Source organism: Mesorhizobium opportunistum WSM2075 (assembly GCF_000176035.2).
In the GTDB taxonomy this organism is placed as follows: Bacteria; Pseudomonadota; Alphaproteobacteria; order Rhizobiales; family Rhizobiaceae; genus Mesorhizobium; species Mesorhizobium opportunistum.
This window is the reverse complement of sequence record NC_015675.1, coordinates 620,051-641,720: the sequence shown is the minus strand read 5'-3', so window position 1 is coordinate 641,720 and position 21,670 is coordinate 620,051. Positions and strand designations below refer to the sequence as shown.

At 65.1% G+C, this 21,670-nt stretch carries 19 protein-coding genes; 5 read left to right on the top strand and 14 right to left on the bottom strand.

The annotated features are described in order from the left end of the window. Positions 1–32 precede the first annotated feature (32 nt). Both MESOP_RS02965 and MESOP_RS02960 read left to right on the top strand, forming a co-directional pair. Entirely contained in the window at positions 33–866 is an 834-nt protein-coding gene (locus tag MESOP_RS02965; protein WP_013891837.1) for an arylamine N-acetyltransferase family protein, read from the top strand. Beyond that, positions 863–1,864 carry an LLM class flavin-dependent oxidoreductase gene (locus MESOP_RS02960; protein WP_013891836.1) on the top strand — a complete coding sequence of 334 codons (1,002 nt, stop codon included), beginning with the start codon at positions 863–865 and terminating at the stop codon, positions 1,862–1,864. Before MESOP_RS02965 ends, MESOP_RS02960 begins: the two co-directional genes overlap by 4 nt. A gap of 45 nt (positions 1,865–1,909) precedes the next feature. Here MESOP_RS02960 and MESOP_RS02955 read toward each other — a convergent pair whose 3' ends face one another. From MESOP_RS02955 to MESOP_RS02930, 6 genes are read right to left on the bottom strand one after another with little or no spacing between them, the layout of a single operon-like run. Continuing rightward, complete coding sequence (locus MESOP_RS02955) at positions 1,910–2,371, bottom strand: MarR family winged helix-turn-helix transcriptional regulator (protein WP_013891835.1); 462 nt, start codon at positions 2,369–2,371, stop codon at positions 1,910–1,912. Further along, positions 2,368–2,952 carry an amino acid synthesis family protein gene (locus tag MESOP_RS02950; protein WP_013891834.1) on the bottom strand — a complete coding sequence of 195 codons (585 nt, stop codon included), beginning with the start codon at positions 2,950–2,952 and terminating at the stop codon, positions 2,368–2,370. The genes MESOP_RS02955 and MESOP_RS02950 overlap by 4 nt, the downstream gene beginning before the upstream one ends. Next, on the bottom strand, positions 2,945–3,829 hold the full coding sequence (locus MESOP_RS02945; RefSeq protein WP_041164490.1) for a UPF0280 family protein: 885 nt from the start codon (positions 3,827–3,829) through the stop codon (positions 2,945–2,947). Before MESOP_RS02945 ends, MESOP_RS02950 begins: the two co-directional genes overlap by 8 nt. Further along, the gene (locus tag MESOP_RS02940; protein ID WP_013891832.1) at positions 3,829–5,370 is read right to left on the bottom strand and encodes a hypothetical protein; all 1,542 of its coding nucleotides are present in this window, start codon (positions 5,368–5,370) and stop codon (positions 3,829–3,831) included. The genes MESOP_RS02945 and MESOP_RS02940 overlap by 1 nt, the downstream gene beginning before the upstream one ends. Next, positions 5,367–8,174: a molybdopterin-dependent oxidoreductase gene (locus MESOP_RS02935; RefSeq protein ID WP_167313537.1), complete on the bottom strand. Its 2,808-nt coding sequence runs from the start codon at positions 8,172–8,174 to the stop codon at positions 5,367–5,369. Before MESOP_RS02935 ends, MESOP_RS02940 begins: the two co-directional genes overlap by 4 nt. A 17-nt stretch (positions 8,175–8,191) precedes the next feature. Then, positions 8,192–9,046, bottom strand: a complete 855-nt coding sequence (locus MESOP_RS02930) for an FAD binding domain-containing protein (protein ID WP_041164488.1) — start codon at positions 9,044–9,046, stop codon at positions 8,192–8,194. Positions 9,047–9,305: 259 nt separating this feature from the next. Here MESOP_RS02930 and pncA point away from each other — a divergent pair, with 259 nt between their 5' ends. Together pncA and MESOP_RS02920 are read left to right on the top strand one after the other, a co-directional pair. Further along, positions 9,306–9,920, top strand: coding sequence for a bifunctional nicotinamidase/pyrazinamidase (gene pncA, locus MESOP_RS02925; protein WP_013891829.1), 615 nt, complete (start codon positions 9,306–9,308; stop codon positions 9,918–9,920). 44 nt (positions 9,921–9,964) lie between these two features. After that, positions 9,965–11,374 carry a sodium:proton antiporter gene (locus MESOP_RS02920; RefSeq protein WP_013891828.1) on the top strand — a complete coding sequence of 470 codons (1,410 nt, stop codon included), beginning with the start codon at positions 9,965–9,967 and terminating at the stop codon, positions 11,372–11,374. Here the strand turns inward: MESOP_RS02920 and MESOP_RS02915 are convergent, their stop codons facing one another. The 8 genes from MESOP_RS02915 to gcvA form a co-directional block, all read right to left on the bottom strand. Next, entirely contained in the window at positions 11,375–12,097 is a 723-nt protein-coding gene (locus MESOP_RS02915) for an ABC transporter ATP-binding protein (protein ID WP_041164486.1), read from the bottom strand. 11 nt (positions 12,098–12,108) lie between these two features. Continuing rightward, positions 12,109–12,834 carry an ABC transporter ATP-binding protein gene (locus tag MESOP_RS02910; protein ID WP_013891826.1) on the bottom strand — a complete coding sequence of 242 codons (726 nt, stop codon included), beginning with the start codon at positions 12,832–12,834 and terminating at the stop codon, positions 12,109–12,111. Next, positions 12,831–13,793, bottom strand: coding sequence for a branched-chain amino acid ABC transporter permease (locus MESOP_RS02905; protein WP_013891825.1), 963 nt, complete (start codon positions 13,791–13,793; stop codon positions 12,831–12,833). The genes MESOP_RS02910 and MESOP_RS02905 overlap by 4 nt, the downstream gene beginning before the upstream one ends. Continuing rightward, complete coding sequence (locus MESOP_RS02900; protein WP_013891824.1) at positions 13,790–14,671, bottom strand: branched-chain amino acid ABC transporter permease; 882 nt, start codon at positions 14,669–14,671, stop codon at positions 13,790–13,792. Before MESOP_RS02900 ends, MESOP_RS02905 begins: the two co-directional genes overlap by 4 nt. A 213-nt stretch (positions 14,672–14,884) precedes the next feature. Further along, positions 14,885–16,189: an ABC transporter substrate-binding protein gene (locus tag MESOP_RS02895; protein ID WP_013891823.1), complete on the bottom strand. Its 1,305-nt coding sequence runs from the start codon at positions 16,187–16,189 to the stop codon at positions 14,885–14,887. 162 nt (positions 16,190–16,351) lie between these two features. After that, positions 16,352–17,791, bottom strand: a complete 1,440-nt coding sequence (locus MESOP_RS02890) for a hypothetical protein (RefSeq protein WP_013891822.1) — start codon at positions 17,789–17,791, stop codon at positions 16,352–16,354. A gap of 187 nt (positions 17,792–17,978) precedes the next feature. Beyond that, positions 17,979–19,283, bottom strand: coding sequence for a nicotinate phosphoribosyltransferase (gene pncB, locus MESOP_RS02885; protein WP_013891821.1), 1,305 nt, complete (start codon positions 19,281–19,283; stop codon positions 17,979–17,981). A gap of 133 nt (positions 19,284–19,416) precedes the next feature. After that, the gene (gene gcvA, locus MESOP_RS02880) at positions 19,417–20,391 is read right to left on the bottom strand and encodes a transcriptional regulator GcvA (protein WP_013891820.1); all 975 of its coding nucleotides are present in this window, start codon (positions 20,389–20,391) and stop codon (positions 19,417–19,419) included. 211 nt (positions 20,392–20,602) lie between these two features. On the opposite strand from gcvA, the gene speB reads away from it, so the two are divergent. Further along, positions 20,603–21,664, top strand: a complete 1,062-nt coding sequence (speB, locus tag MESOP_RS02875) for an agmatinase (RefSeq protein ID WP_013891819.1) — start codon at positions 20,603–20,605, stop codon at positions 21,662–21,664. Positions 21,665–21,670: the final 6 nt, after the last annotated feature.

Sequence of the window (21,670 nt, the reverse complement as noted above, 5' to 3'; positions counted from 1 at the left end):
ATCCGGCCGATCAATGCCCGGTGCCCTTCCCGATGAGCGATGCTCCCTTCGACCTCGACGCCTATTTCGCCCGCATCGGCTATGCCGGTTCCAGGGATGCTTCGCTGGATACGCTGAAGACGCTTCATTTCCTGCATCCGCAGGCAATCCCCTTCGAGAACGTCGACCCGTTTCTCGGCCGCCCGGTCAGGCTCGACCTTGCCGCGCTGCAGGACAAGATCGTCGCTGACGGGCGCGGCGGTTATTGCTTCGAGCACAACCTTCTTTTCATGCATGTGCTGAAAGCGCTTGGCTTCGAGGTCGGCGGCCTCGCGGCGCGCGTGCTTTGGGGCCAGGCGGAAGATGCCATCACGGCGCGCAGCCACATGCTGCTGCGCGTCGAACTCGATGGCCGGACCTATATCGCCGATGTCGGTTTCGGCGGCCTGACCCTGACCGCGCCGCTGCTGCTGGAACCCGGCACGGAACAGAAAACCCCGCACGAGACCTTCCGCATCGTCGCGGCTGACGATCATTTCCGCCTGCAGGCCGCCATCGGCGGCGATTGGCGCTCGCTTTACCGCTTCGACCTGCAGCCGCAATACGAGGTCGACTATTCCATCGCCAGCTACTTCCTGTCGACCAACCCGATATCGCATTTCCTCACCTCCGTCCTTGCGGCGCGCGCCGCGCCCGACCGACGCTACGCGTTGCGCGGCAATCGGCTGTCGATCCATCACATCGGCGGCCGCACCGAGCAGAAGGACATAGCCACCGCCGCCGAACTTGCCGACACGCTGGAAGGCCAGTTCGGCATCATCATCCCAGACCGTGCCGGCTTCGAGGCCAGGGTGCGCGAGAAGAAGATCGTGGAGACCAACGCATGACCGAACTGTCCGTTCTAGACCTGTCGCCGATCGTCGAAGGCAGCGATGCCTCGCAGTCGCTGGCCAATTCGCTCGATCTCGCCCGCCATGCCGAGCGGTTGGGCTACAAGCGCTACTGGCTGGCCGAGCATCACAACATGCCGGGCATCGCCAGTGCCGCGACGGCCGTGGTCATCGCCCATGTCGCCGGCGGCACCAGGACCATTCGCGTCGGCGCCGGCGGCATCATGCTGCCCAACCATGCGCCGCTGGTGATTGCCGAGCAGTTCGGCACGCTGGCCGCCCTGTTTCCCGGCCGCATCGATCTCGGCCTCGGCCGCGCGCCCGGCACCGACATGAACACCGCGCGCGCCTTGCGCCGCAACCTCGAAGCCGGCGTCGACAATTTCCCGCAGGATGTCGTCGAGCTGATGGGCTATTTCCTGCCGGCCGAGGAGGGCCAGCGCCTGCGCGCCGTGCCCGGCGAAGGCCAGACCGTGCCGATCTGGATCCTCGGCTCCAGCCTCTATGGCGCGCAGCTCGCCGCCATGCTCGGCCTGCCCTATGCCTTCGCCTCGCATTTCGCGCCGGCCGAGCTCGACCACGCGCTGGACATCTACCGTTCGCGCTTCCAGCCGTCGGAACAGCTCGACAAGCCGCATGTCATGCTCGGGCTCAATGTCTTTGCCGCACCCACCGATGCCGAGGCGCGATTGCTGTTCACCTCGCTGCAGCAGGCCTTCGTCAACCTGCGCACCGGCCGGCCCGGCAGATTGCCGCCGCCGGTCGAGAATTATGATCGCGACCTCGACCCGATGGCCAAGACCATGCTGGGCCAGGCGCTGTCCTGCGCCGTCGTCGGCTCTCCCGAAACGGTTCGCCAGGGCATCGATGCCTTCGTGCGCCGCACCGGTGCCGACGAGCTGATGGTCACCGCGCAGATATCGGATCATGCCGCCCGGGTGCGATCGTTCGAGATTTTGGCGGAGGCCCACAAATCGCTGTCGCAGGCGGCCTGAGGCGGCGTGGCACGTGATCGTGCGAAAAAATGGGGCAGCGCAGCCTTACGCCAGCTTCACCAGCAGCCTCATGAAGGTGGCTGCCTCCTTGGCCGACAGTGGCGCCAGGGTTTCCGCGGTGATTTCGCGCGCCAGCGGGATCAGGCGTTCGATCGCTTCGCGCCCTTCGGCGGTCAGGTTGACCAGCAGCCGCCTTTTGTCGACCTCATGCTTGGAAAGCTCGACAAGGCCGCGCGCCTTCAGCCGGTCGACGACGCCCTTCACCGTCGCCGCATCCATGGCGATCAGCGTGCCGAGCTGGTTCTGCGAGGTTTCGCCGACATCGCGCAGTTTGGCGAGCGCGGCGAATTGCGGCGGCGTCAGGTCGCCGATATGCGCGGCGAAGATCGAGACATGGCGCTGGTGCGCCTTGCGCAGGATGAAGCCGACCTGCTCCTGCAGGAGGTAATCCTGATCGTCCGGCGCCTCGACCTCGACCAGCTTGAGCAGATTGTCCTCGCCGCTCACCGCAAGCCATCCCATGCCTTGATGTCGTCGGCCGCCAACCCGCCCATGCGATTATGGATGCGCGGACCGCAGGTCATGGCCAGGCAGAAGAGGATCTCGTCGGGGCGCGGGCCGTCGCTGATGCCGACCTCCATGGCGTCGAAATGGCTGCGCACATAGGCAGCGTTGATGTGGCCGAGCGGCACGTCGAGCTTCGAGCCGAAAGCGCCGACCTTCTTGGCCGACGGCACGATCGCCTTGGCGTCGCCGAGCCGCTCGCGCATGGCGTAGCCACCAGGCACATGCCAGAGCGCGCCATGCTCGAGCTCGCCCGCTATGCCGACAATGGCGCCCTTGCCGTAGCCGTCGATCTGCTTGACGTCGCCACCGAGTGCCGCGATCAGCCGGTCGGCGAGCAGCAGGCCGAGCGGTTTCAGATCGTCCATGGCGCTCTGCAGCTCCTCTGCATAACGTCCGGCGAACGGGTTTTTCACCAGCGCCATGGCGGCTGCGCGCCGGCGCGGCACTTCCGCGATCGGTCCGCCCTCGTGAAAGATCTCTTCGGTCAGGACAGCGATCTTGCGGATCGGAAACTCAGGCATGCGCAACTTCCTCCCTCGAATTCTTGTTGGGCGCCGCAAGCGCAACGGAGCCGCTGATGCGCGCCTCACCGCCTAGAAACAGCGCCGATCCGGCGATCAGGCCGCGCCTGCGAAAATCTTCGGCGACAGCAAGGCCGTTGTCCAGCGCTCGCGCCACTTCGCCAGGCGCAAGCGTGCCGACGCTTTGTGTCACCAGCCGCGGGCCGAGATCGCTGTCGGGGGACAATTCGCTTGCGGGAATGCGCTTGATGGCTGGATTGCCGGGCAGGTCCACGGCGTTGGCGATGAGCGTCGCCGCCGCATCGGCCTCGGCGCCAGTCCGCGCCAGCACGGTGACGGCGTCGGCAATGCCAAGTGAGAAGGAGCGGCCGCGCCAGCCGCTGGTTGCAACGCCACGCACGCCATCCTGCGCGCGGATCATGATCCGGTCGGCCATGTCGTGGCCCGTGCCGGCGATCGCCAGGTTCATCGAAAGGCCGTTGCCGATATGGAGTGCGCTGTCGCCGCCATTGTTGACATAGGCGCGGTCGAGCTTGCGACCGGTAAGCAGCGCGGTGAGCATTTCGTCGGCTACCGACCCGGCAACGGCGGCCATCGGCGTGATGAAGCATTCCGCCAACGGGATGACGGCCGCCTCCATGCGACGCGCCGTCGGGCCGTCAAATGCGCGCGGCGCCAGGAAGAATGCCGGCAGCCGCAATTCGGGAAGCTCCTTGACCAACTCGATCAGGATCGTCTGGAAGCGCGCGACGGCTTGTTCGTAGGCGGCACGGCACTCATCCGCCTCGCCAAAGGCTTCGACGATCAGGTCGATCGGCCCGTGGCTGAGGTGCAGCCGCTTGCCGTCCTGCAGCCAATGGACCTGCGGGCCTTGCATCATCCGGCCCCGTTCGCGGGCACACGGTGCAATTGCGCCAGCGGCGGCCACGGATTGCCGCCCGGCGCACCGGTACCGCGGCGCGCATTGAGGTATTCGCCGCCCTTGGCGACGATGTCGTGGACACTGCGGATTTCGGCCTCGTAGCCGCCCAGCCTGATGTAGTCGTCGCGGCGCAAGGTGAATTCGATCGGCGCCACCAGCGCCGGCGTCGGCACATAGCCGAAGGCGCCTTCGGGCACCCGCGTGACATCGACCATCAGCGTGATGCCGCCGCCCGGCCAGACATAGACCGGCGCGCCGCCGACCGTGACATAGGTCTTCAGGCCTTGCACGGAGCGTGTGAGATTGACCGGGTTTTCGGTGACGCCGGCGCGCAGCGAGCCGCCGGCGCCGCCGATGAACAGCACGGTGCACAAAGCCGGCTCGCAATTGTCCTCGATCAGACCGACCGACTTCTGCAGCCGCTCAGGGAACGGCTTTTCGACCGGCTTCAATTCGTCATCGAGCTCGTAATAGGCGAACTGTTCGCCGGTGGTCGAAACCATCAGCAGCGACAGGCCGGGCCGCGCGCCCTTCTTGGCGTTCCATTCGCCAAGGATCGACAGCGGGTCGGAAATCGAGGTGCCGCCCCAGCCAAGGCCGGGTTCGGAGACCTTGAAATAGCGTCCCGGCGTCGAACGGCGGCCGATGATCTTGATGCCCGTATCCTGCCAGCCCAGCACCTTCCCGGCCTGATGCTCGGAGACCACGCCGGTGATGTGATCGTCGACCACCACCACCTCGTCGACCAGCCCGCGCCATTGCGTGGCGAACATGCCGATGGTCGCCGAGCCGCAGCCGACGCGCATGCGGTGTTCCTGCTTGCCGTCGATGACCGGTGGTTTGCCGGCTTCGACGACAATGGTGGCGCCGCCATCGATGCCGAGTTCCACCGGCTTGCGGTTGCACAAATCGAGCAGCGCATCGCAGGTGGCGCGGCCCTCCGCCTTCGAGCCACCGGTCAAATGATGCACGCCGCCCAGCGACAGCATCTGCGAGCCATATTCGCCGGTCGTGACGTGGCCGATCGCCTCGCCTTGCGAGCGCACGACAGCCGTTTCGGGCCCGATATGACGGTCGGTGTCGATCTTCACCTTCACGCCGCAGTAGGAGAAAATGCCTTCGGTGACCACGGTCACCAGATCGACGCCCTCGACCTCCTGGCTGACGATGAACGGGGCCGGCTTGTAGTCGGGATAGGTGGTGCCGGCGCCAATTGCCGTGACGAAGCGGCGGCCGGTGTTGACCAGCTCGCCATCCCACGCTTCGCCCTCGGCGACGAAAGGCACCATCGTGGCGCCGGTCTCCGCCGCGTGGTCGAGGATGGTCAGCGGGTCCATGCGCACGATACGGCCGCCGACATTGCCGTAGCGGTCGCAGGCGCCGGTGCGGCCGTCGGCGATGTAGCACATCACCGGGCAGGCATCGCAGCGGATCTTCTCCGCCACCAGCTTCTCGCCGGGATCATGGGTCTCGAAGCGCTCGGCAAGCTCGCTCATGGGCGTGCCTCCTTTTCGCGGATGCCATCTTTTTCGCGGATGCCCGCGCGGATACGCGTCGGCGTCGCCGGGACCTTGGTGACCAGGACGCCGGTGGCGTGGCGGATGGCGTTGAGGATCGCCGGCGCCGTCGGGATCAGCACATGCTCGCCCAGGCCCTTGGCGCCGAACGGCCCTTCGGGATCGGGAACTTCGACCAGTATGGTCTCGATAGGCGGCACGTCGCCAATGGTCGGGATCAGATAGTCGTGCAGGTTTTCGGTGCGGCCCGGAATGTATTCTTCCATCAGCGCCATGCCGATCCCTTGCGCGATACCACCTTCGATCTGGCCCTCGACCAGCAGCGGGTTGATCGCCTTGCCGACATCGTGCGCGGCGGTGATCTTGATCAGCTTCACGGTGCCTAGCTTGAGATCGACTTCCAACTCGGCGATCTGCGCCCCATAGCCGTAGACGGCATAGGGCTTGCCCTGGCCCTTGGCATCGAGCGGCAGCGTCGGCGGATCATAAGTCTCCTCGGCGCGGAAGACCAAACCGTCGGCATTCGCGTCGAGCGAGGCGAGATCGATGCGGCGTGTGGCCTCGCCCTCGCCGATGACGATTGCCGAGCCATCGAGCTGCATGGAGGCTTTTTCGGAAACATTGGCAAAACGCAGGATCTTTTCGCGCAAGGCCCGCCCCGCCTTCTCGGCCGCCTTGCCGGTGACGAAAGTCTGGCGCGACGCCGAGGTCTTGCCGGCGTCCGGGCTGATCGCCGTATCGGCGCTCTTCAGCCGGAATTTGTCCAGTGGCAAGCCAAGCGCGTCGGCGCAGATCTGGGCGATGACGGTGTTGGAGCCCTGGCCGATATCGACGGCGCCCTGGTGCAGGATGACGTCGCCCGATGGCGAGATGCCGACCCGGATGGTCGACGGATTGGGCAGCGATGTGTTGCCGCAGCCATACCAGCACGAAGCCACGCCAACACCGCGTTTTCTGTCCACGCTGGCGCTGTTGAAGGCATCCGCGTCCGCCGTCGCACGTGCCCAATGCGGACGGAGCGACTCCAGGCACTCGGCAATGCCGACGCCGGACTCCAGCCTCTGTCCTGTAACCGTTTCGGAGCCGTTCCGGAGGCAGTTTTTCAAGCGAAAATCGAGCCGGTCGATACCGAGCTTGCCGGCCAGCTCGTCATAGAGCGTCTCCTGCATGATGGTCGCCTGCGGTACGCCGAAGCCGCGGAAAGCACCGGAAATCGGTCCATGCGTATGAATGGCGCGGCCCTCGGCGCGGTAGTTCGGCGTCGCATACGGGCCGGAGGCATGCACCGGCACGCGGTTGGCCACGGTCGGGCCCCAACTTGCATAGGCGCCGGTGTTGAAATCGCCTGAAAAAATCATGCCGGTGACATGGCCGTTGGCATCGGCGCCGATGGTCGCCTTCATCTGCGCGGGATGACGCTTGGTGGTCGAAATCATCGATTCATTGCGCGTGTAGGCAAGTGCCGCCGGCCGGCCGGTCTTCAGCGCCACCAGGCCGATCAGCGGCTGCAGCGAAACGTCGAGTTTCGAGCCGAAGCCGCCGCCGGTCGCCGTCGGCACGATCCGCACCTTGTCGACGGCAAGGCCGAGCACCTTCGCCGTCTCGTCACGGTCCATGTACGGCGCCTGGGTGCAGGCGACGACGACCAGCGTATCACCATCCATATAGGCATGGCCGGCTTCGGGCTCGATATAGGCGTGCTCGACATAGGAGGTGTCGATCGCACCGGAAACCGTGACGGCGGCACTGGCGAGCGCTGCCTCGGGATCGCCGCGCTCGACGAAGCCCTTGGTCAACAGGTTGGCCGGGCGCGCCTGATGGATCAGCGCAGCACCGTCGGCCTGCGCCTCGCCAGGCTGCAGAAAATGCGGCAATTCGGTCCAGCGGACTGGAAAATCCGACAAATCGAGATCGAGCATCGCCTCGCGCTCGCCGGCGACCAGCGCCACCGCCTCGCCGCGGAGCCGCGTAAACCCTTCGGCCAGCGCCGGCTGGTCGGCGAACGGGCCGATAACGCCGAAACAGTTCTTTCCCGGAATATCCGCCGCCGTGAACACGCCGACGATGCCGGGATGCGCCTTTGCCCAACTGTCGAGATCGCCGAAGGCAAAACTGGCGTGATAATGCGGCGAGCGGACCACCAGCACGGCAAGCGCATCGGCGGGGAAGGCATCGCCACCGAATTTCTCAGCCCCGGTGACTTTCGGCACGCCATCGAGCCGGATGGGGGAGGAGCCAATCGCTTGGCCGACTTGAGGCAAGCGGAAATCGAGGCTTGCTGTCTGCAAGGAGGCATCCATCACCGCCGCGATGATCTTCCGGTAGCCGGTGCAGCGGCACAGAATGCCGCCGAGCGCGTCCTGCACCTCGATCTCGGTCGGGCTCGTCTTCTTCTCCAGCAGCGCCGTCGCCGCGACCAGCAGGGCGGGCGTGCAGATGCCGCATTGCGCGGCGCCGTGGGCGAGGAAAGAGGCCTGCAACGCCGACAGCCGGCCATTGGCGAGGCCTTCGACCGTTGTCACCGATGCGCCGGCGGCGGAGGCCGCCGGCATCAGGCAGGCGCAGACGGGATCGCCGTCCACCAGCACCGTGCAGGCGCCGCAGTCGCCGGCGTCGCAACCGACCTTGGTGCCGGTCAGCTGCAATTCATCACGCAAAACCTGCGACAGCCGGCGCAGCGGCGGCACGTTGACCGAGACGGCGACGCCGTTGACCGCGAAGGCGATGTCGGCACGTTCGAGGCCAAGCGGAACGCCACCCAGATCGGGCAGAGCTTCACTCATTTCAGGCAGAACCTGGCTCATGCCGCCACCATGTGGTCGTTCATCGGTCCGGCGGCCGTCAGCAGGGCGCGGGCAACGATCTCGCCCGCCGCATCGAGCCGGTACTCGGCGCTGCCGCGCACATCGGCGATCGGCGACAGCTCGGCCATTGGCGCGGATTGGACCGCATCGGCGAGCCCGCAGTCCGCTGCCAGCCCCCGCAATGCCGCTTCGACACCGGCAAGCCGCTTGGCGACGGCCGAGCACGAGCCGACGGCTATCGCCGCGTCCGTGACAATGCCGCCCTCGACGACCAGGCGCGCCGCCACCATGGCGATGGAAATGACGAGGTAGCGCCGCGCACCGAGCTTGACGAAGGCGGACGTGCCCGCGGGCTTCGGCATGCGGATGGCCGTGACCATTTCGCCCGGCCGCAGGGCCGTGCGGCGGTTGCCGAGAATGAAATCCGGCAAGGGCAAGAGGCGCGTTGCCGCCGCCGAGCGCAGCTCGACCTCGGCATCGAGGATAAGTAGGGCAGGCACGCCGTCGGCGGCCGGCGAGGCGTTGCAGAGATTGCCGACGACCGAGGCGACATTCTGGATCTGCGCCGAGCCGACCTCGCGCGCTGCCTGTTTCAGTGCATCGAAGGCTGGCGGCAAGGGATGGCGGAGGAGGTCGGTCCATGTCGTGCGCGCGCCGATGACCCAATGGCTGTCGGTCTCGGCGATACCGCGCAGCGCCGTCAGGCCGTTGATGTCGAGGACATTGTCGCGGAACGGCTTGCTGCCCTGTGCCGGATAGAAATCCGTGCCGCCGGCCAGAATGCGCCAGGCGCCCTCGCCAAGCAAAGCGAGCGCCTCGTCGACCGTGGTGGGTTTCGCGTAACGGATCACGCTTTGCCTTCCCGAAAAGAGGCCTTCCAGAGCTGGTACTTCGAAAGATCCTTCCAGCGCAGGGGCCGGGAAATTCATTCGTATGCAAATGATATCAAGCCGGCAGGAATTGTCAAAGCCAGAGTTTGCGGCAGCTCCGCCTCCACGCATTTGTTACGCTTCCAGAGGTTGACGCAGGCGGCCATCTGGTCAAGTTTCTGCGTCCGGTCGCGTCAGCGGCATTTTCCACTGGAGCCTGCATACGGAAGAGGAAAGCCCCATGGCCGACGAAGCGCTTGTTGTCATCGACCTGCAGAACGACTTTTGCCCCGGCGGCGCGCTGGCGGTTGCCGGCGGCGACGAGATCGTGCCGCTGGTCAACGATATGATCCGCCATGCCGACCATGTCGTGCTGACGCAGGACTGGCATCCCGCCGGTCATTCGAGCTTTGCCTCCAGCCATCCGGGCGCGCAGCCTTTCACCATGATCGAGATGCCCTACGGCCAGCAGACCTTGTGGCCGGACCATTGCATCCAGGGCAGCCTCGGCTCGGATTTTCACTCCGGCCTCGCCTGGACCAAGGCCGAGCTCGTCATCCGCAAGGGGTTCCGCCCCGCCATCGACAGCTACTCGGCCTTCTTCGAGAACGATCATGCGACGCCGACCGGCCTCGCCGGCTATCTCAGGGAACGCGGCATCGACACGCTGACCCTGGTCGGGCTGGCGACCGATTTCTGCGTCGGCTTTTCGGCGCTCGACGCTGTCAGCCATGGCTTCAAGACCACGGTCCGGCTCGACGCCTGCCGCGGCATCGATCTCAACGGTTCGCTTGATGCCATGCTGCAGCGTATGCGCGACGCCGGCGTGACGCTTGAAGACCAGTTGTCGGACTGAACGGTGGGGCAGCGGGGGGCTTTTTGCGGATCACCATAGGCAAGATGGCAGGTGCGGCGATCGCTGTCGCGCTCCTGTTTCCAGGCGTGGCTTTCGCGGCAGAAGAACACGGCCTGCCCGGCGCCGCGATGTCGCTGTGGTGGGCGCTGCCGTTCGCCGGGCTGCTGCTGTCGATCGCCACCGGTCCGCTGCTGTTCCACCATGCATGGGAGCATCACTACGGCAAGATCACAGCCCTATGGGCGGCGCTGGTGATCGTGCCGTTGGCGTTGGCCTTCGGCATCCCCTCGGCGACCGAAGCGGTGCTGCATGCGCTGCTCACCGAATACATGTCGTTCATCATCCTTCTGTTCGCGCTCTACACGATCTCGGGCGGCATCCTGCTTGCCGGCAACATCCATGGCACGCCGCTGGTCAATGCCGGGCTGCTGCTTGCCGGTGCGATCCTGGCCTCGGTGATCGGCACCACCGGCGCCTCGATGATCCTGATCCGGCCGATCCTGCGCGCCAACGACAACAGGCCGTTCAACGCCCATGTCGTCATCTTCTTCATTTTCCTGGTTTCCAACATCGGCGGCTCGCTGACGCCGCTCGGCGACCCGCCTCTGTTCGTCGGCTTCCTGCGCGGTGTCGATTTCTTCTGGACAACGACCAATCTCTACCGGGAGACGCTTTTCGTCGGTCTCGTCGTGCTGGCGGTGTTCCTGGTCATCGACATCATCCTGCACAGGCGCGAGGCCGGCGCGCCGAAGATCAAGGATCCGACGCCGGATACGAAGGTGCGCCTGCGCGGCCTGGCCAACCTTCCGCTGCTGGCCGGCGTCATCGCTGCGATCCTTTTGTCGGCGGCCTGGAAGCCAGGCGTCAGCTTCTCCGTGTTCGGCGTCGGTCTCGAGTTGCAGAACCTGGTGCGCGACGCCATCATCCTGGCGCTGGCCCTGCTGTCGCTCCCCCTCTCCTACAAAAGCCACCGCGAAGCGAACGGCTTCAACTGGGGGCCGATCGCGGAGGTGGCGAAATTGTTTGCCGGCATCTTCATCTGCATCGTGCCGGTCATCGCCATCCTCAGGGCAAGCCATGAGGGGGCCTTGGCGCCGCTGGTGTCGCTGGTCAGTTCTCCTTCAGGCCAGCCCAACGACCTCGCCTATTTCTGGCTGACCGGGGCGCTGTCGTCCTTCCTCGACAATGCGCCGACCTATCTGGTGTTCTTCGAACTCGCCGGCGGCGACCCTCTGCATCTGATGACGGAGTTCGCCTCGACGCTTGCCGCGATCTCGGCGGGCGCCGTGTTCATGGGCGCCAACACCTATATCGGCAACGCACCCAACTTCATGGTCTATGCCATCGCCAGGCATCGCGGCGTCAAGATGCCGGGCTTCTTCGGCTACATGGCGTGGTCCGGCCTGGTGCTTATCCCGACGTTTTTGGTCGCGGGCTTTCTGTTCTTCGGGTGATCAACCGACGCCCACGTAGCGCCTGACCGCCGACGGGTCGGCGCGCAGGCCCTCGACATCCACGGTTTCGCGGTTGCGTCCGTTCTCGATGAAGCAAACCCTATCGGCGACCGACAGCACCGCGTCGACCCGTTGTTCGACAAGGATGGTCGAGACGCCCATGTCGCGCAGCTTGGCCACCGTCTCGCGGATCTTGGCGATCATCGACGGCATCAGCCCTTCGGTCGGCTCGTCGAGCAAAAGCACCTCCGGTTCGAGGCAAAGCGCGCGCGCCATGGCCAGCATCTGCTGTTCGCCGCCCGACAGGGTGCCGGAACGCTGCCGCAGCCGCTGGCGAAGCAGCGGGAAGAGGTCGAGGACATTTTCCCGCACGTCCTTGCCCTTGCCGCGCGCCATCAGCCCGATCTCGATGTTTTCGGCCACCGTCATCTCGGCGAACAGCCGCCGTCCCTGCGGCACATAGGCGACGCCGGCCTTCGGCACCTCATGCGCCGGCAGGCCGGTCAGTTCCTGGCCGCCGAGCTTGATCGAGCCGGTGCCGGCTGGGACAAGGCCCATGATCGCCTTCAGCGTCGTCGTCTTGCCGGCGCCGTTGCGGCCGAACAGGCACAACACCTCGCCCTTGTTCAGCACGAGGTCGAGACCATAGAGCACCTGGACCTCGCCATAGAAGCAGTCCAGTCCCGAGATCGCCAAGGCTTCCGGCTTGCCGGTCTGCGTCATCTTCGTTTCAATCATGGGGCCGTCCCCAGATAGGCTTCCTGCACCGCCGCGTTTTCGCGGATCGCCTCGGGCGTACCCTCGGCCAGGATCTTGCCGGCATTGAAAACGGTTATGCGGTCCGCCAACTGCATAACGACCGGCATGTTGTGCTCGATCAGGAGCACCGTCGCGCCGTTGGCTATGTCGCGCACAAGGGCGATAAAATTGTCGATCTCGCTGTCGGCCAGCCCCTGCGTCGGCTCGTCGAGGATCAGCAGGCGCGGCTTCAGCGCCAGGCCCATCGCCACCTCCAGCAGGCGCTGGTGGCCATACGACAATTGCCCGGCCGGCATATGGGCGCGGTCGGCCAGTCCCGTGCGTTCGAGCGCCGACATCACCCCGGCACGCACGGCGCCCTTCGAGCGGCCGTCGCTCAGCGTGCGCTGCACCGGCAGCGCGACATTGTCGTAGGCGCTGAGATTGGCGAAGACGCTGGTGATCTGGAACGTGTAGGCGATGCCCTGGCGGACCCGGACATAGGCCGGCAGACCGGTGATGTCGGTGCCATCGAAGACGATCGCTCCGGAAGTCGGTTGGATGCGGCCGCTGACCAGGCTGACGAAGGTGGTTTTCCCAGCTCCGTTGGGGCCGATCACGGCGCGGATCTCGCCCGGCATCAGGGTGAAATCGACACTGTCGACCGCACGCAGACCGCCAAAACTGCGCGACAGGCCTTTCGTCGTCAGAAGCGGCGTCATGGCAGCCATCCGAGCCAGCGCTGGCGGATGCTGCCCAGAACGCCCTTCGGGAAGAACAGCACCAGCAGGATCAGCGCGATGCCGACGATCAGCAGGTAGGCCGAGGTGTAGCCGCTGGTGACATCGATGACATAGTACATGAACAGCGTGCCGATCAGCGGTCCAAGCGTCGTAGCGGCGCCGCCGAGCAGCACCCACAGCAGCGGCAGGATCGAATACTGCACCGAGGCGAAGCTCGAGCCGATATAGCCGAACAGCAGAGCGTAGGCGGCGCCCGACGCCGCGCAGATCGCGCCGGAGACGACGACGGCGGCGAGCTTGTTGGAGAAAGTGTCGTAGCCCAGCATCTTCGCCCGCTCCTCGTTCTCGCGGATGGCGACGAGCACGCGGCCATGGCGGGATCGGACGATGGCCAGCGTGATCATGAGCACGAGCGAGAACAGCGCCAGCGCACTCATGTAGCGCACCGTCGGATTGGTGAGGTCGAGCGAGGTCGCACCGAGATTGAGGACGCGTGCCGGCTGCGGCACGACCTGGCCCTGGTCGCCGCCGGTCCACACGGCGAAATAGAGGATGAGCAGATAAAACACCTGCGCGAACATCATGGTGACGATCATGAAGGCGACGCCGGTGGTGCGCAGCGCCAGAAGGCCGATCGCCAGCGCCAGTACGGCGCCGCAGGCAATTCCGGCGGCGAAGGCCAGCGGCACGTTCCAGCCGAGCTGGATGACGGCGAGGCCAGCGCCATAGAGACCGGCAGCGAAGAACATCGCATGGCCGAGGCTGAGCAGGCCGACATAGCCGAACAGCAAATTGTAGCCCATGGCAAACACCGCCAGCACCAGGATGCGGGCGAGCAGGCCGTGATAGTAGTCGGGCAGCACGAAGCTAAGCACGAACAGCAGCGCGATCACGCCGAGGTGGAGCGCATAGGCTTTTGCCGGCGAAGCTTCACTCATCGCGAGGCCGTCCCGAACAAACCCTGCGGCCGGAACACCAGCACCATGGCGACCAGCAGCGTGGCGATGATCTTGGCCAGCGTCGGCGAGAAGAACATCGAGATGATGCCGTCCGACATGCCGATCAGCACGGCGGCGACGACCGTGCCGCGCAACGAGCCGAGGCCGCCGATGATGACGACGATGAAGGACAACAGCAGCGGATCCTGTCCCATCAGGTAATGCGCCTGGCTGATCGGCACGATCAACACCGCGGCGATGGCCGCCAGCATGGCGCCGAGCGCGAAGACGCCGCCATAGACGCGGCCGACAGGAATGCCGAAGGCTTGCGCCGTCTCGCTGTCATACTGCGTGGCGCGCATGACGAGGCCGGCCTTGGTGCGCGTCAGCACCAGCCAGGTCGCGATCAGCAAGAGCGCGGAAGCAGCGACGACAGACAGCTTGTAGCCTGAATAGCCAAACCACGGCAAAAGGATGCGGTGGTTGAAGGGCGGCTCCACCGGCCGCGCCTCCGGACCGTAGAAGGTCAGTGCCAGCTGCTGGATGATGTAGAGCATGCCGATGGTGGCAACGATCGTGGCTTCCGGATTGTAGTTGAGCCGGCGCAGCACCAGCCGCTCGGCGATGAGCGCAATGGCACCGACGATCAGCGGCGCGATCACCAGTGCCGCCAGGAAGCCAAGCGCCGGATGGCTGCCGACCGCTGTCGAGATCGCCCAGGCGAGCACCGCGCCGAGCATGAAGAACTCGCCATGCGCGACATTGACGACACGCATGACGCCGAACACCAGCGACAGCCCAAGCGCGGTCAGCGCCAGCACGGCGGAGGTGACGAGGCCTTCGAGGGCGGCGAGGAGGAGATGAGGTCCGAAGTGCATCGGCTAGACACCAGCGGATGCGCGAGGCACCCCCCTCTGCCCTGCCGGGCATCTCCCCCGCAAGGGGGGAGATTGGATGTCGTCGATGGTTTCGCCAATTATCAAGGCCGGCAGATAGGCGCCGCCGCATAAGCTGCCGATCTCCCCCCTTGCGGGGGAGATGTCCGGCAGGACAGAGGGGGGTGCCTTGGCACTCACGCTGGCTAAAGCAGCCTACAGCGCCTGCGTCGTATAATCCCCCTCGGCCTCGTAAAGCCCGTCCTCGATCTTGGTCTTGTGGACGACCTTCAGCTTGCCGCCCTCGACCTTGGAGATGTTCTGGATGCCGAAACACTGGTGGATCTTGCCGTTGAAGGTTTTCGGCCCCTGCGGGTGCTCCGGGCCTTCGGCGAAGGCGGTCAGCGCCTCGGTTGCCTCGACCAGCTTGGCGCGGTCCTCCGGTCCCTTGTAGCCGGCGTCTTCCATCGCCTTCTTGACGACATAGAGCGTTTCCCAGCAGCCGAACATGTGCGCGGCGGTGGAGACGTCCTTGGGGTCGCCGACGGCCGCCCCATTGTCGTCGATGCCGACAGCGGCGCGATAGGCCTTCTGCGCTTCGCTGTCATCGGGCTGCGCGTAGCGTGGCGACCCTTCCCAGAAATGGCTGCCGTCGAGGAATTCCAGGCCGGGGCTGTTGATGTCGGTGGCCTCGAGCGAATCGATGAAGCCGAACAGCTGCGGCCGGTTGGAGCCGTAGAATTCGCCGAGTTCCTTGACGAAGGTGAGCACCGCCGGGCCGACCATGACGTGGTAGATCACTTCGGTCTCGGCCGGGATCTGCGGGAAATATTTGGTGAAGGACGATTCCGTCGGCGGGATGGCGATCTGCGCGATGACCTCGGCGCCTTGCGCCTTCAGCGCCGGCGGCAGGTAGTCGCGATGATCGTAGCCGAAGGCGAAATCGGGGAATATCTGCGTCACCTTCTTGCCGGCATTGGCCGCGATCCAAGGCGCCATCGACTGGATCTGGCTCTTCACGTCGGTGATGCCGGGCTGGAAGACATAGCGGTTGAGCTTGGTCGAGGCGACGTGGTGGCCTTCGCTGACCACGAAATAGGGCATCTTGTTTTCGCCGGCGGCGGGCGCCGAGCCGATGACGACATGCGAGAACAGCGTGCCGAAGACGATGTCGGTCTTGTGCTGGGTGGCGAATTTGCCGACCACTTCCGCACCACGGCCGGGATCGGTGCCGTCATCCTCGATGATCACCTCGACCTGGCGGCCGTTGATGCCGCCGGCGGCGTTGATCGCCTTGATAGCGGCGGCCGTGGTCTTCTCGTACCAGCGGCCATAGGCGGCACCGATGCCGGTGCGGTGCGACTGGAAGCCGATCTTGATCGGCGCAGAGCTCTGCGCCTGGGAGTAGCGGACGAAGCCGGGAGCGAGCGTCAAGCCGGCGCCGGCGGCGAGGCCCTTCAGCGCCGTGCGGCGAGAGAGCGTGGTTTTGGAGAGATCGAAAAACCCATTCTTGTCAGTCACGGCAGTTCCCCTGTTTTTTGAGTTTTGACCAATGGCTGTAGCGCGGCGGGCCGCCCTATCGGAGGGCCGAAATTGCATGTGTACAAACTAAATCACCAAAGTCGGGACACGGCAATGCTGGTTCCCTAGGCGAATCCCGGTTTATTTTCCAGTGCAGACGGCTCATCCAACTGTCGGCGTGGCAAGCAGCCAGAGGCCGAAGACGGTGTAGGCGATCATCAGCAGCGTGAGCGGAAACTGGCTGAGCGCGGCGCGGCCAGGCTGCGGATGCAGGCGCCAGGCAAGCCCGTGGGCGACGAGGACGGCGAGCACATGGCCAAGGATGATGGCGCCGGCCTGGATGTTCCACAGCCACCAGGCCGAGCCGGCTCCGGCAACGATGCCGGCCTCGATCTGCATGTCGGCTGTGCCGAACAGGTTCCAGCCCAGTGCGAACGGGTCGGACAGGGAGGCCAACGTATACTGGCCGTCGACCAGCAGCGCCGTCAGGTAGTGTGCGACATGATAGGCGAGCGCGATCGGCACGATCGACCAGACCAGCAGTCCCGCGGCGTGACGAAGAGGCTGATCGCTGCCGGCAACGCGTTGGCCGAGCCAGACGGCAAACAGGAAAACCACCGCCAGCAGCAGGAATGTCAGGACGAGCCCGAAAGTGCCGCTGCCGATCACTGCGGTGCGGCCCGGGAATTCGAGCGGATTGATGCCGAACAGGCCGAGCCAGAAGAAGGTTTTCGACAGGCCGTCGAAGGACACTGACGACAGCGCAAGCAGCAAGAAGGCGATGCCGCTGGGCGGCAACGGCTCGGCGGCGAGCAGCTTGGCGCCCGGCCAGCAGAGCGCAAGCCGGCCGGCGTCGTTGCGCTCGACGGGCGCGAAACGCGCCACCATCGAGAAGAAGACCGTCAGGAATTCTCCGCCGCGGCTCCAGCCGCGATAGCCGAATGCCAGCATGGCCAGGAAGGTGAGCAGCCAATAGACACCGGCGGCAACGGCAAGCCGTGCGGGATCGTCGGGAGCCGGATCGATGAGTTCGAACCAGGCAAAGGCGAAAAACAGGATGACGGCTGGCCAGCAGCCGAGCCATCGGGGAAGCAGCAGTATCCCTTCATCGCCCGCGCGCAAGAGACGTGAGATCAGACGCCAGGGCCCGTACCAGGGATTGAGCCATGACCAGAGGTCGCCGAAGACGCCCTGCAGCAGCGTGAGGCCGGCCCACATCAGCGTCCAGATCAGCAGCGGCAGCGGATTGGAGAGCGGGTCGCGGCTGCCGAACAGGCCAGCGGCAATGAGAATTGCAAAGCCGGCAAAGGATGTCAGGCTGACGGCGGTGCGCGCGCCGTCGCTGACGGTGAAGAATTGCAAGCGCCGACGCCAGAATTTGTCGAGAGCCACGGGCGGCAGCAGGGCCAGCACGAGGAAGCTGACGGCCACTGCGAAAGCGCCGCCGGCGAGATAATAGCCGGTCGGCAAGAGCAGGACGTGGCCGCGGTCGGAGGCGTGGGCGAAGGCTTGGGTGGGGAGGAGGGCCAGCAGCGCCGCAGATAATAACGCCAACAGCAGATAGTAGCGCTCTACGGCGCCCCCCTCTGTCCTCCCGGACATCTCCCCCTCAAGGGAAGAGATCGGCTGAACGGTCTGTTGGCGCCATTCTTCAAGCGTTGGAGATTGGCGAAAGCAGAGACCAAGTCCAATCTCCCCCCTTGAGGGGGAGATGTCCGGCAGGACAGAGGGGGGCGCCAAGGAACCCGGCCTATCCAAGATTGCGATCTTGGCTGGCGTAGCCACCCCTTCACACCTTGACCAGCTGCTCCACGCGATCCTTCTCGCCAAAAATCCTGATATAGCGCTCGATCTCTTTCTCGTCGCCGGTCGCCTTGGCCGGGTTGTCGGAAAGCTTCACCGCGGGCCTGCCATTGGCCTCGGTGACCTTGCAGACCAGCGATATGGCGTCCAGCCTGTTGGTTTCGATCGGTGCGCAGTCCTCGAAATCATTGGTCAGGTTGGTGCCCCAGCCGAAGGACATGCGCACCTTGCCCTTGAAGTGGCGGTAGGTCTCCTCGATGGTCTCGACCTCGAGCCCGTCGGAGAAGATCAAAAGCTTCTGCTTGGGATCCTTGCCCTTCTCGCGCCACCAGGACAGGATCTTCTCGCCGCCCTCGATCGGCGGCGCGCTGTCGGGGCGGAAGCCGGTCCAGTCTGCGACCCAGTCCGGCGCATCGCGCAGGAACGAGGCGGTGCCGAAGGCATCGGGCAGCACGATCAGCAAATTGCCGCCATAGTAGCGCTGCCAGTCCTGCAGCACCTTGTAGGGCGACACTCTCAGCTCTTTTTCCGAGTTGGCAAGGGCGGCAAACACCATAGGCAGCTCATGCGCGTTGGTGCCGAGCGCCTCGAGATCGTTGTCCATGGCGAGCAGCACGTTGGAGGTACCGGTGAAGGCCTCGCCGATGCCTTCCTTCAACGCTTCGACGCACCAGCGCTGCCACAGGAAGGAATGCCGCCGGCGCGTGCCGAAGTCGGAAATGCGGATGCCGGGCAGCGCCTTCAGCCGCTCGGTCTTGGCCCACATCTTGGCCTTGGCGCGGGCATAGAGCACATCGAGCGCGAAGGGGCCGAAGGCCCGCATGGCGGCGCGAGACCGAAGCTCGTTGATGATGGCGAGCGCCGGGATCTCCCACAGCGTGGTGTACATCCATGGCCCGCTGAAGGTCAGCTCATACTGGCCATCACGCTTCGACAGCTCGTAGTCGGGCAGCCGGAAACCTTCCAGCCAGGCAAGGAACTCCGGCTCGAAGATCTGCTTGCGGCCGTAGAAAGTGTTGCCGCCGAGCCAGATCATCTCCTTCTTGGAGAAGCGCAAGGTACGGGCATGGTCGAGCTGTTCGCGCAGCTCGCCTTCGTCGATCTCGTCGGCGAGCCGCACCGAAGTCGTACGATTGATCAGCGAGAAGGTAGTGTCGACCTTGGGGTACATGCCCCAGATCATCTGCAGCATCAAAAGCTTGTAGAAATCCGTGTCGAGCAGGCTGCGCACGATCGGATCGAGCTTCCAGGTGTGGTTGTAGACGCGCCGCGCTATATCGGTTTTTGCCATGCTCGCTGCCGCCTTCGCTGCCTGCCATCCACAATCGCGACAGGCCTCATAGCATCGAATTGGCCAAAACGCTGCCCGCTTTCAGGCTGGCCCGACAAAAAGAACGGCCTGCGTATGGCCATCCGCAGCCGGCTCAACCCGCGGTCTTTGCGCCGATGACCTTGAGCGCCGGGCGCTTGCGGCGGCTGATGATACGGCCGGCGACCGGGGCGTCGGCGCGGCCGTCATCTCCGGCCTTCTCGGCGAACAGCCAGTCGATGAACACCTGCACGATCGGCGTCGCCCGCATTTCATTGCGGCAGACGACATAGAAATCATCGACCGCCGGTACCGACAGGCTGAACGGCGCGACCAGCATGCCCCTGGCCAGCAGCGCGCTTGCCGTGACGGAATCGCCCAGCGCCACGCCATGGCCGTGCACCGCGGCCTCGGTCGCCATGCGGGCATCGCCGAGATGATGGCGGCGGCCACGTTCGAGGTCCAATGCGTCGGCGGCGGCCAGCCAGGTGTGCCACTCGCGGCCGTCGTCGCCATGCAGGAAGACATGATCGGCGAGGTCCCTGACGCTGCGGATCGGACGGTTGTTGATCAAGGTCGGACTGACCACCGGGAACAGTTCGAGGCCCGACCATTTGCGCATCCAGCAATCCGTCCAGGTTCCGTTGCCATAGTGCACGCAGACATCGATATGCGGCGCACGGATATCCCTGGCGTCGTTGGAGGGGATGAGCGTCAGCTGGATGTCGGGATATTGCGCGGTGAAGCTGCCCAGCCTCGGCGTCATCCACAAAAGCAGCAGTGCCGGCACGCAGGACACCGACAGCGCGCCGCTGCTTGCCGGCCGCGTCAGCCGCTGCGTGGCGGCGGCGATGCCGTCGAAAGCGGTCGATACCGCCGGCAGGAGTTCCGCACCATGCGGCGTCAGCTTGACCCGCTGGCCGACCCGCTCGAACAGCTTGACGCCGAGCGATTGCTCCAGCGCCTTGATCTGGTGGCTGACGGCGCCATGCGTGACATTGAGCTCACTCGCCGCCTTGGTCAGCGAGCCATGGCGCGCCGTTGCCTCGAAGGCGCGCAGCGGGTTCAGGGGCGGCAGGCGCTTGGCCATCATGGAACTCGTTGTTTGTGAGTTTTTCTCACAGAAAAGACCCTAACAATATCAATTGCTTTTTCAAGGCGGCTGCCGGACACTTTGGCACGGAATAGCACCAAGACATCAAATCTGCAGGCAGCCAGCGGGACAGCGACCCGGCCGGACGACGGTCAGTTCGCATCGGATCGTCGACGGGCCGCACTGCATCAGCCCAGGAGGAGCGGATATGGGTTACGATCGCGGCAAGCTCGACGCGCTGCGTCGCAAATATGGCGAGAGCCATGGCGGCGAGATGTTCGACCCGAAATTCCGCAAGGTCGCCGACAAGATCTTTTCCAAGAGCGGCACGCGGCTTGCGCCCTATGCCGGCATCCCGACCTTCCTCGCTGCGCCCTACCGCGAGATAGCGGCGGAGAATCCGGATTTCGGCGATTTGCAGGTGGCGATGATCGGCGTGCCGATGGACCTCGGCGTCACCAACCGGCCGGGCTCGCGCTTCGGGCCGAGGGCGCTGCGCGCCATCGAACGCATCGGCCCCTACAATCACGTGCTGGAATGCGCGCCGACGCATGAACTCAGGGTCGCCGACATCGGCGATACGCCCTTCCGCAGCCGTTATCGGCTCGAGACCAGCCATGAGGACATCGAACGCCGCACCAACCAGATCGTCGATGCCGGCGTCATTCCCTTGTCGGTCGGCGGCGACCATTCGATCAGCCATCCGATCCTGAAAGCCGTCGGCAAGAAAGCGCCGGTCGGCCTGATCCACATCGATGCCCATTGCGACACCAGCGGCCTGTTCGACATGACCAAGTTCCACCACGGCGGGCCGTTCCGCAACGCGGTGCTCGACGGCGTGCTCGACCCGACCCGCACCATCCAGATAGGCATCCGCGGCTCGGCCGAGTATCTGTGGGAGTTCACCTACGAGTCCGGCATGACGGTCGTTCATGCCGAGGAGGTGACCGGGCTCGGCCTCCCGGCCATCATCGAGAAAGCGCGCAAGATCGTCGGCGACGGTCCAACCTATGTGTCCTTCGATATCGACAGCGTCGATCCGGCCTTCGCGCCGGGCACCGGCACGCCGGAAGTCGGCGGTCTGACGACGCGCGAAGTGCTTGAACTGCTGCGCGGCCTCAAAGGGCTCAACATTGTCGGCGGCGACGTCGTCGAGGTGGCGCCGCAATATGACGCCACCACCAACACCGCCCATGCCGCCGCCCAAGTGCTGTTCGAGATATTGAGTCTGATGGTGTTCAGCCCCGCAATTACTGGCAAGGGTGCCTGACGTTCG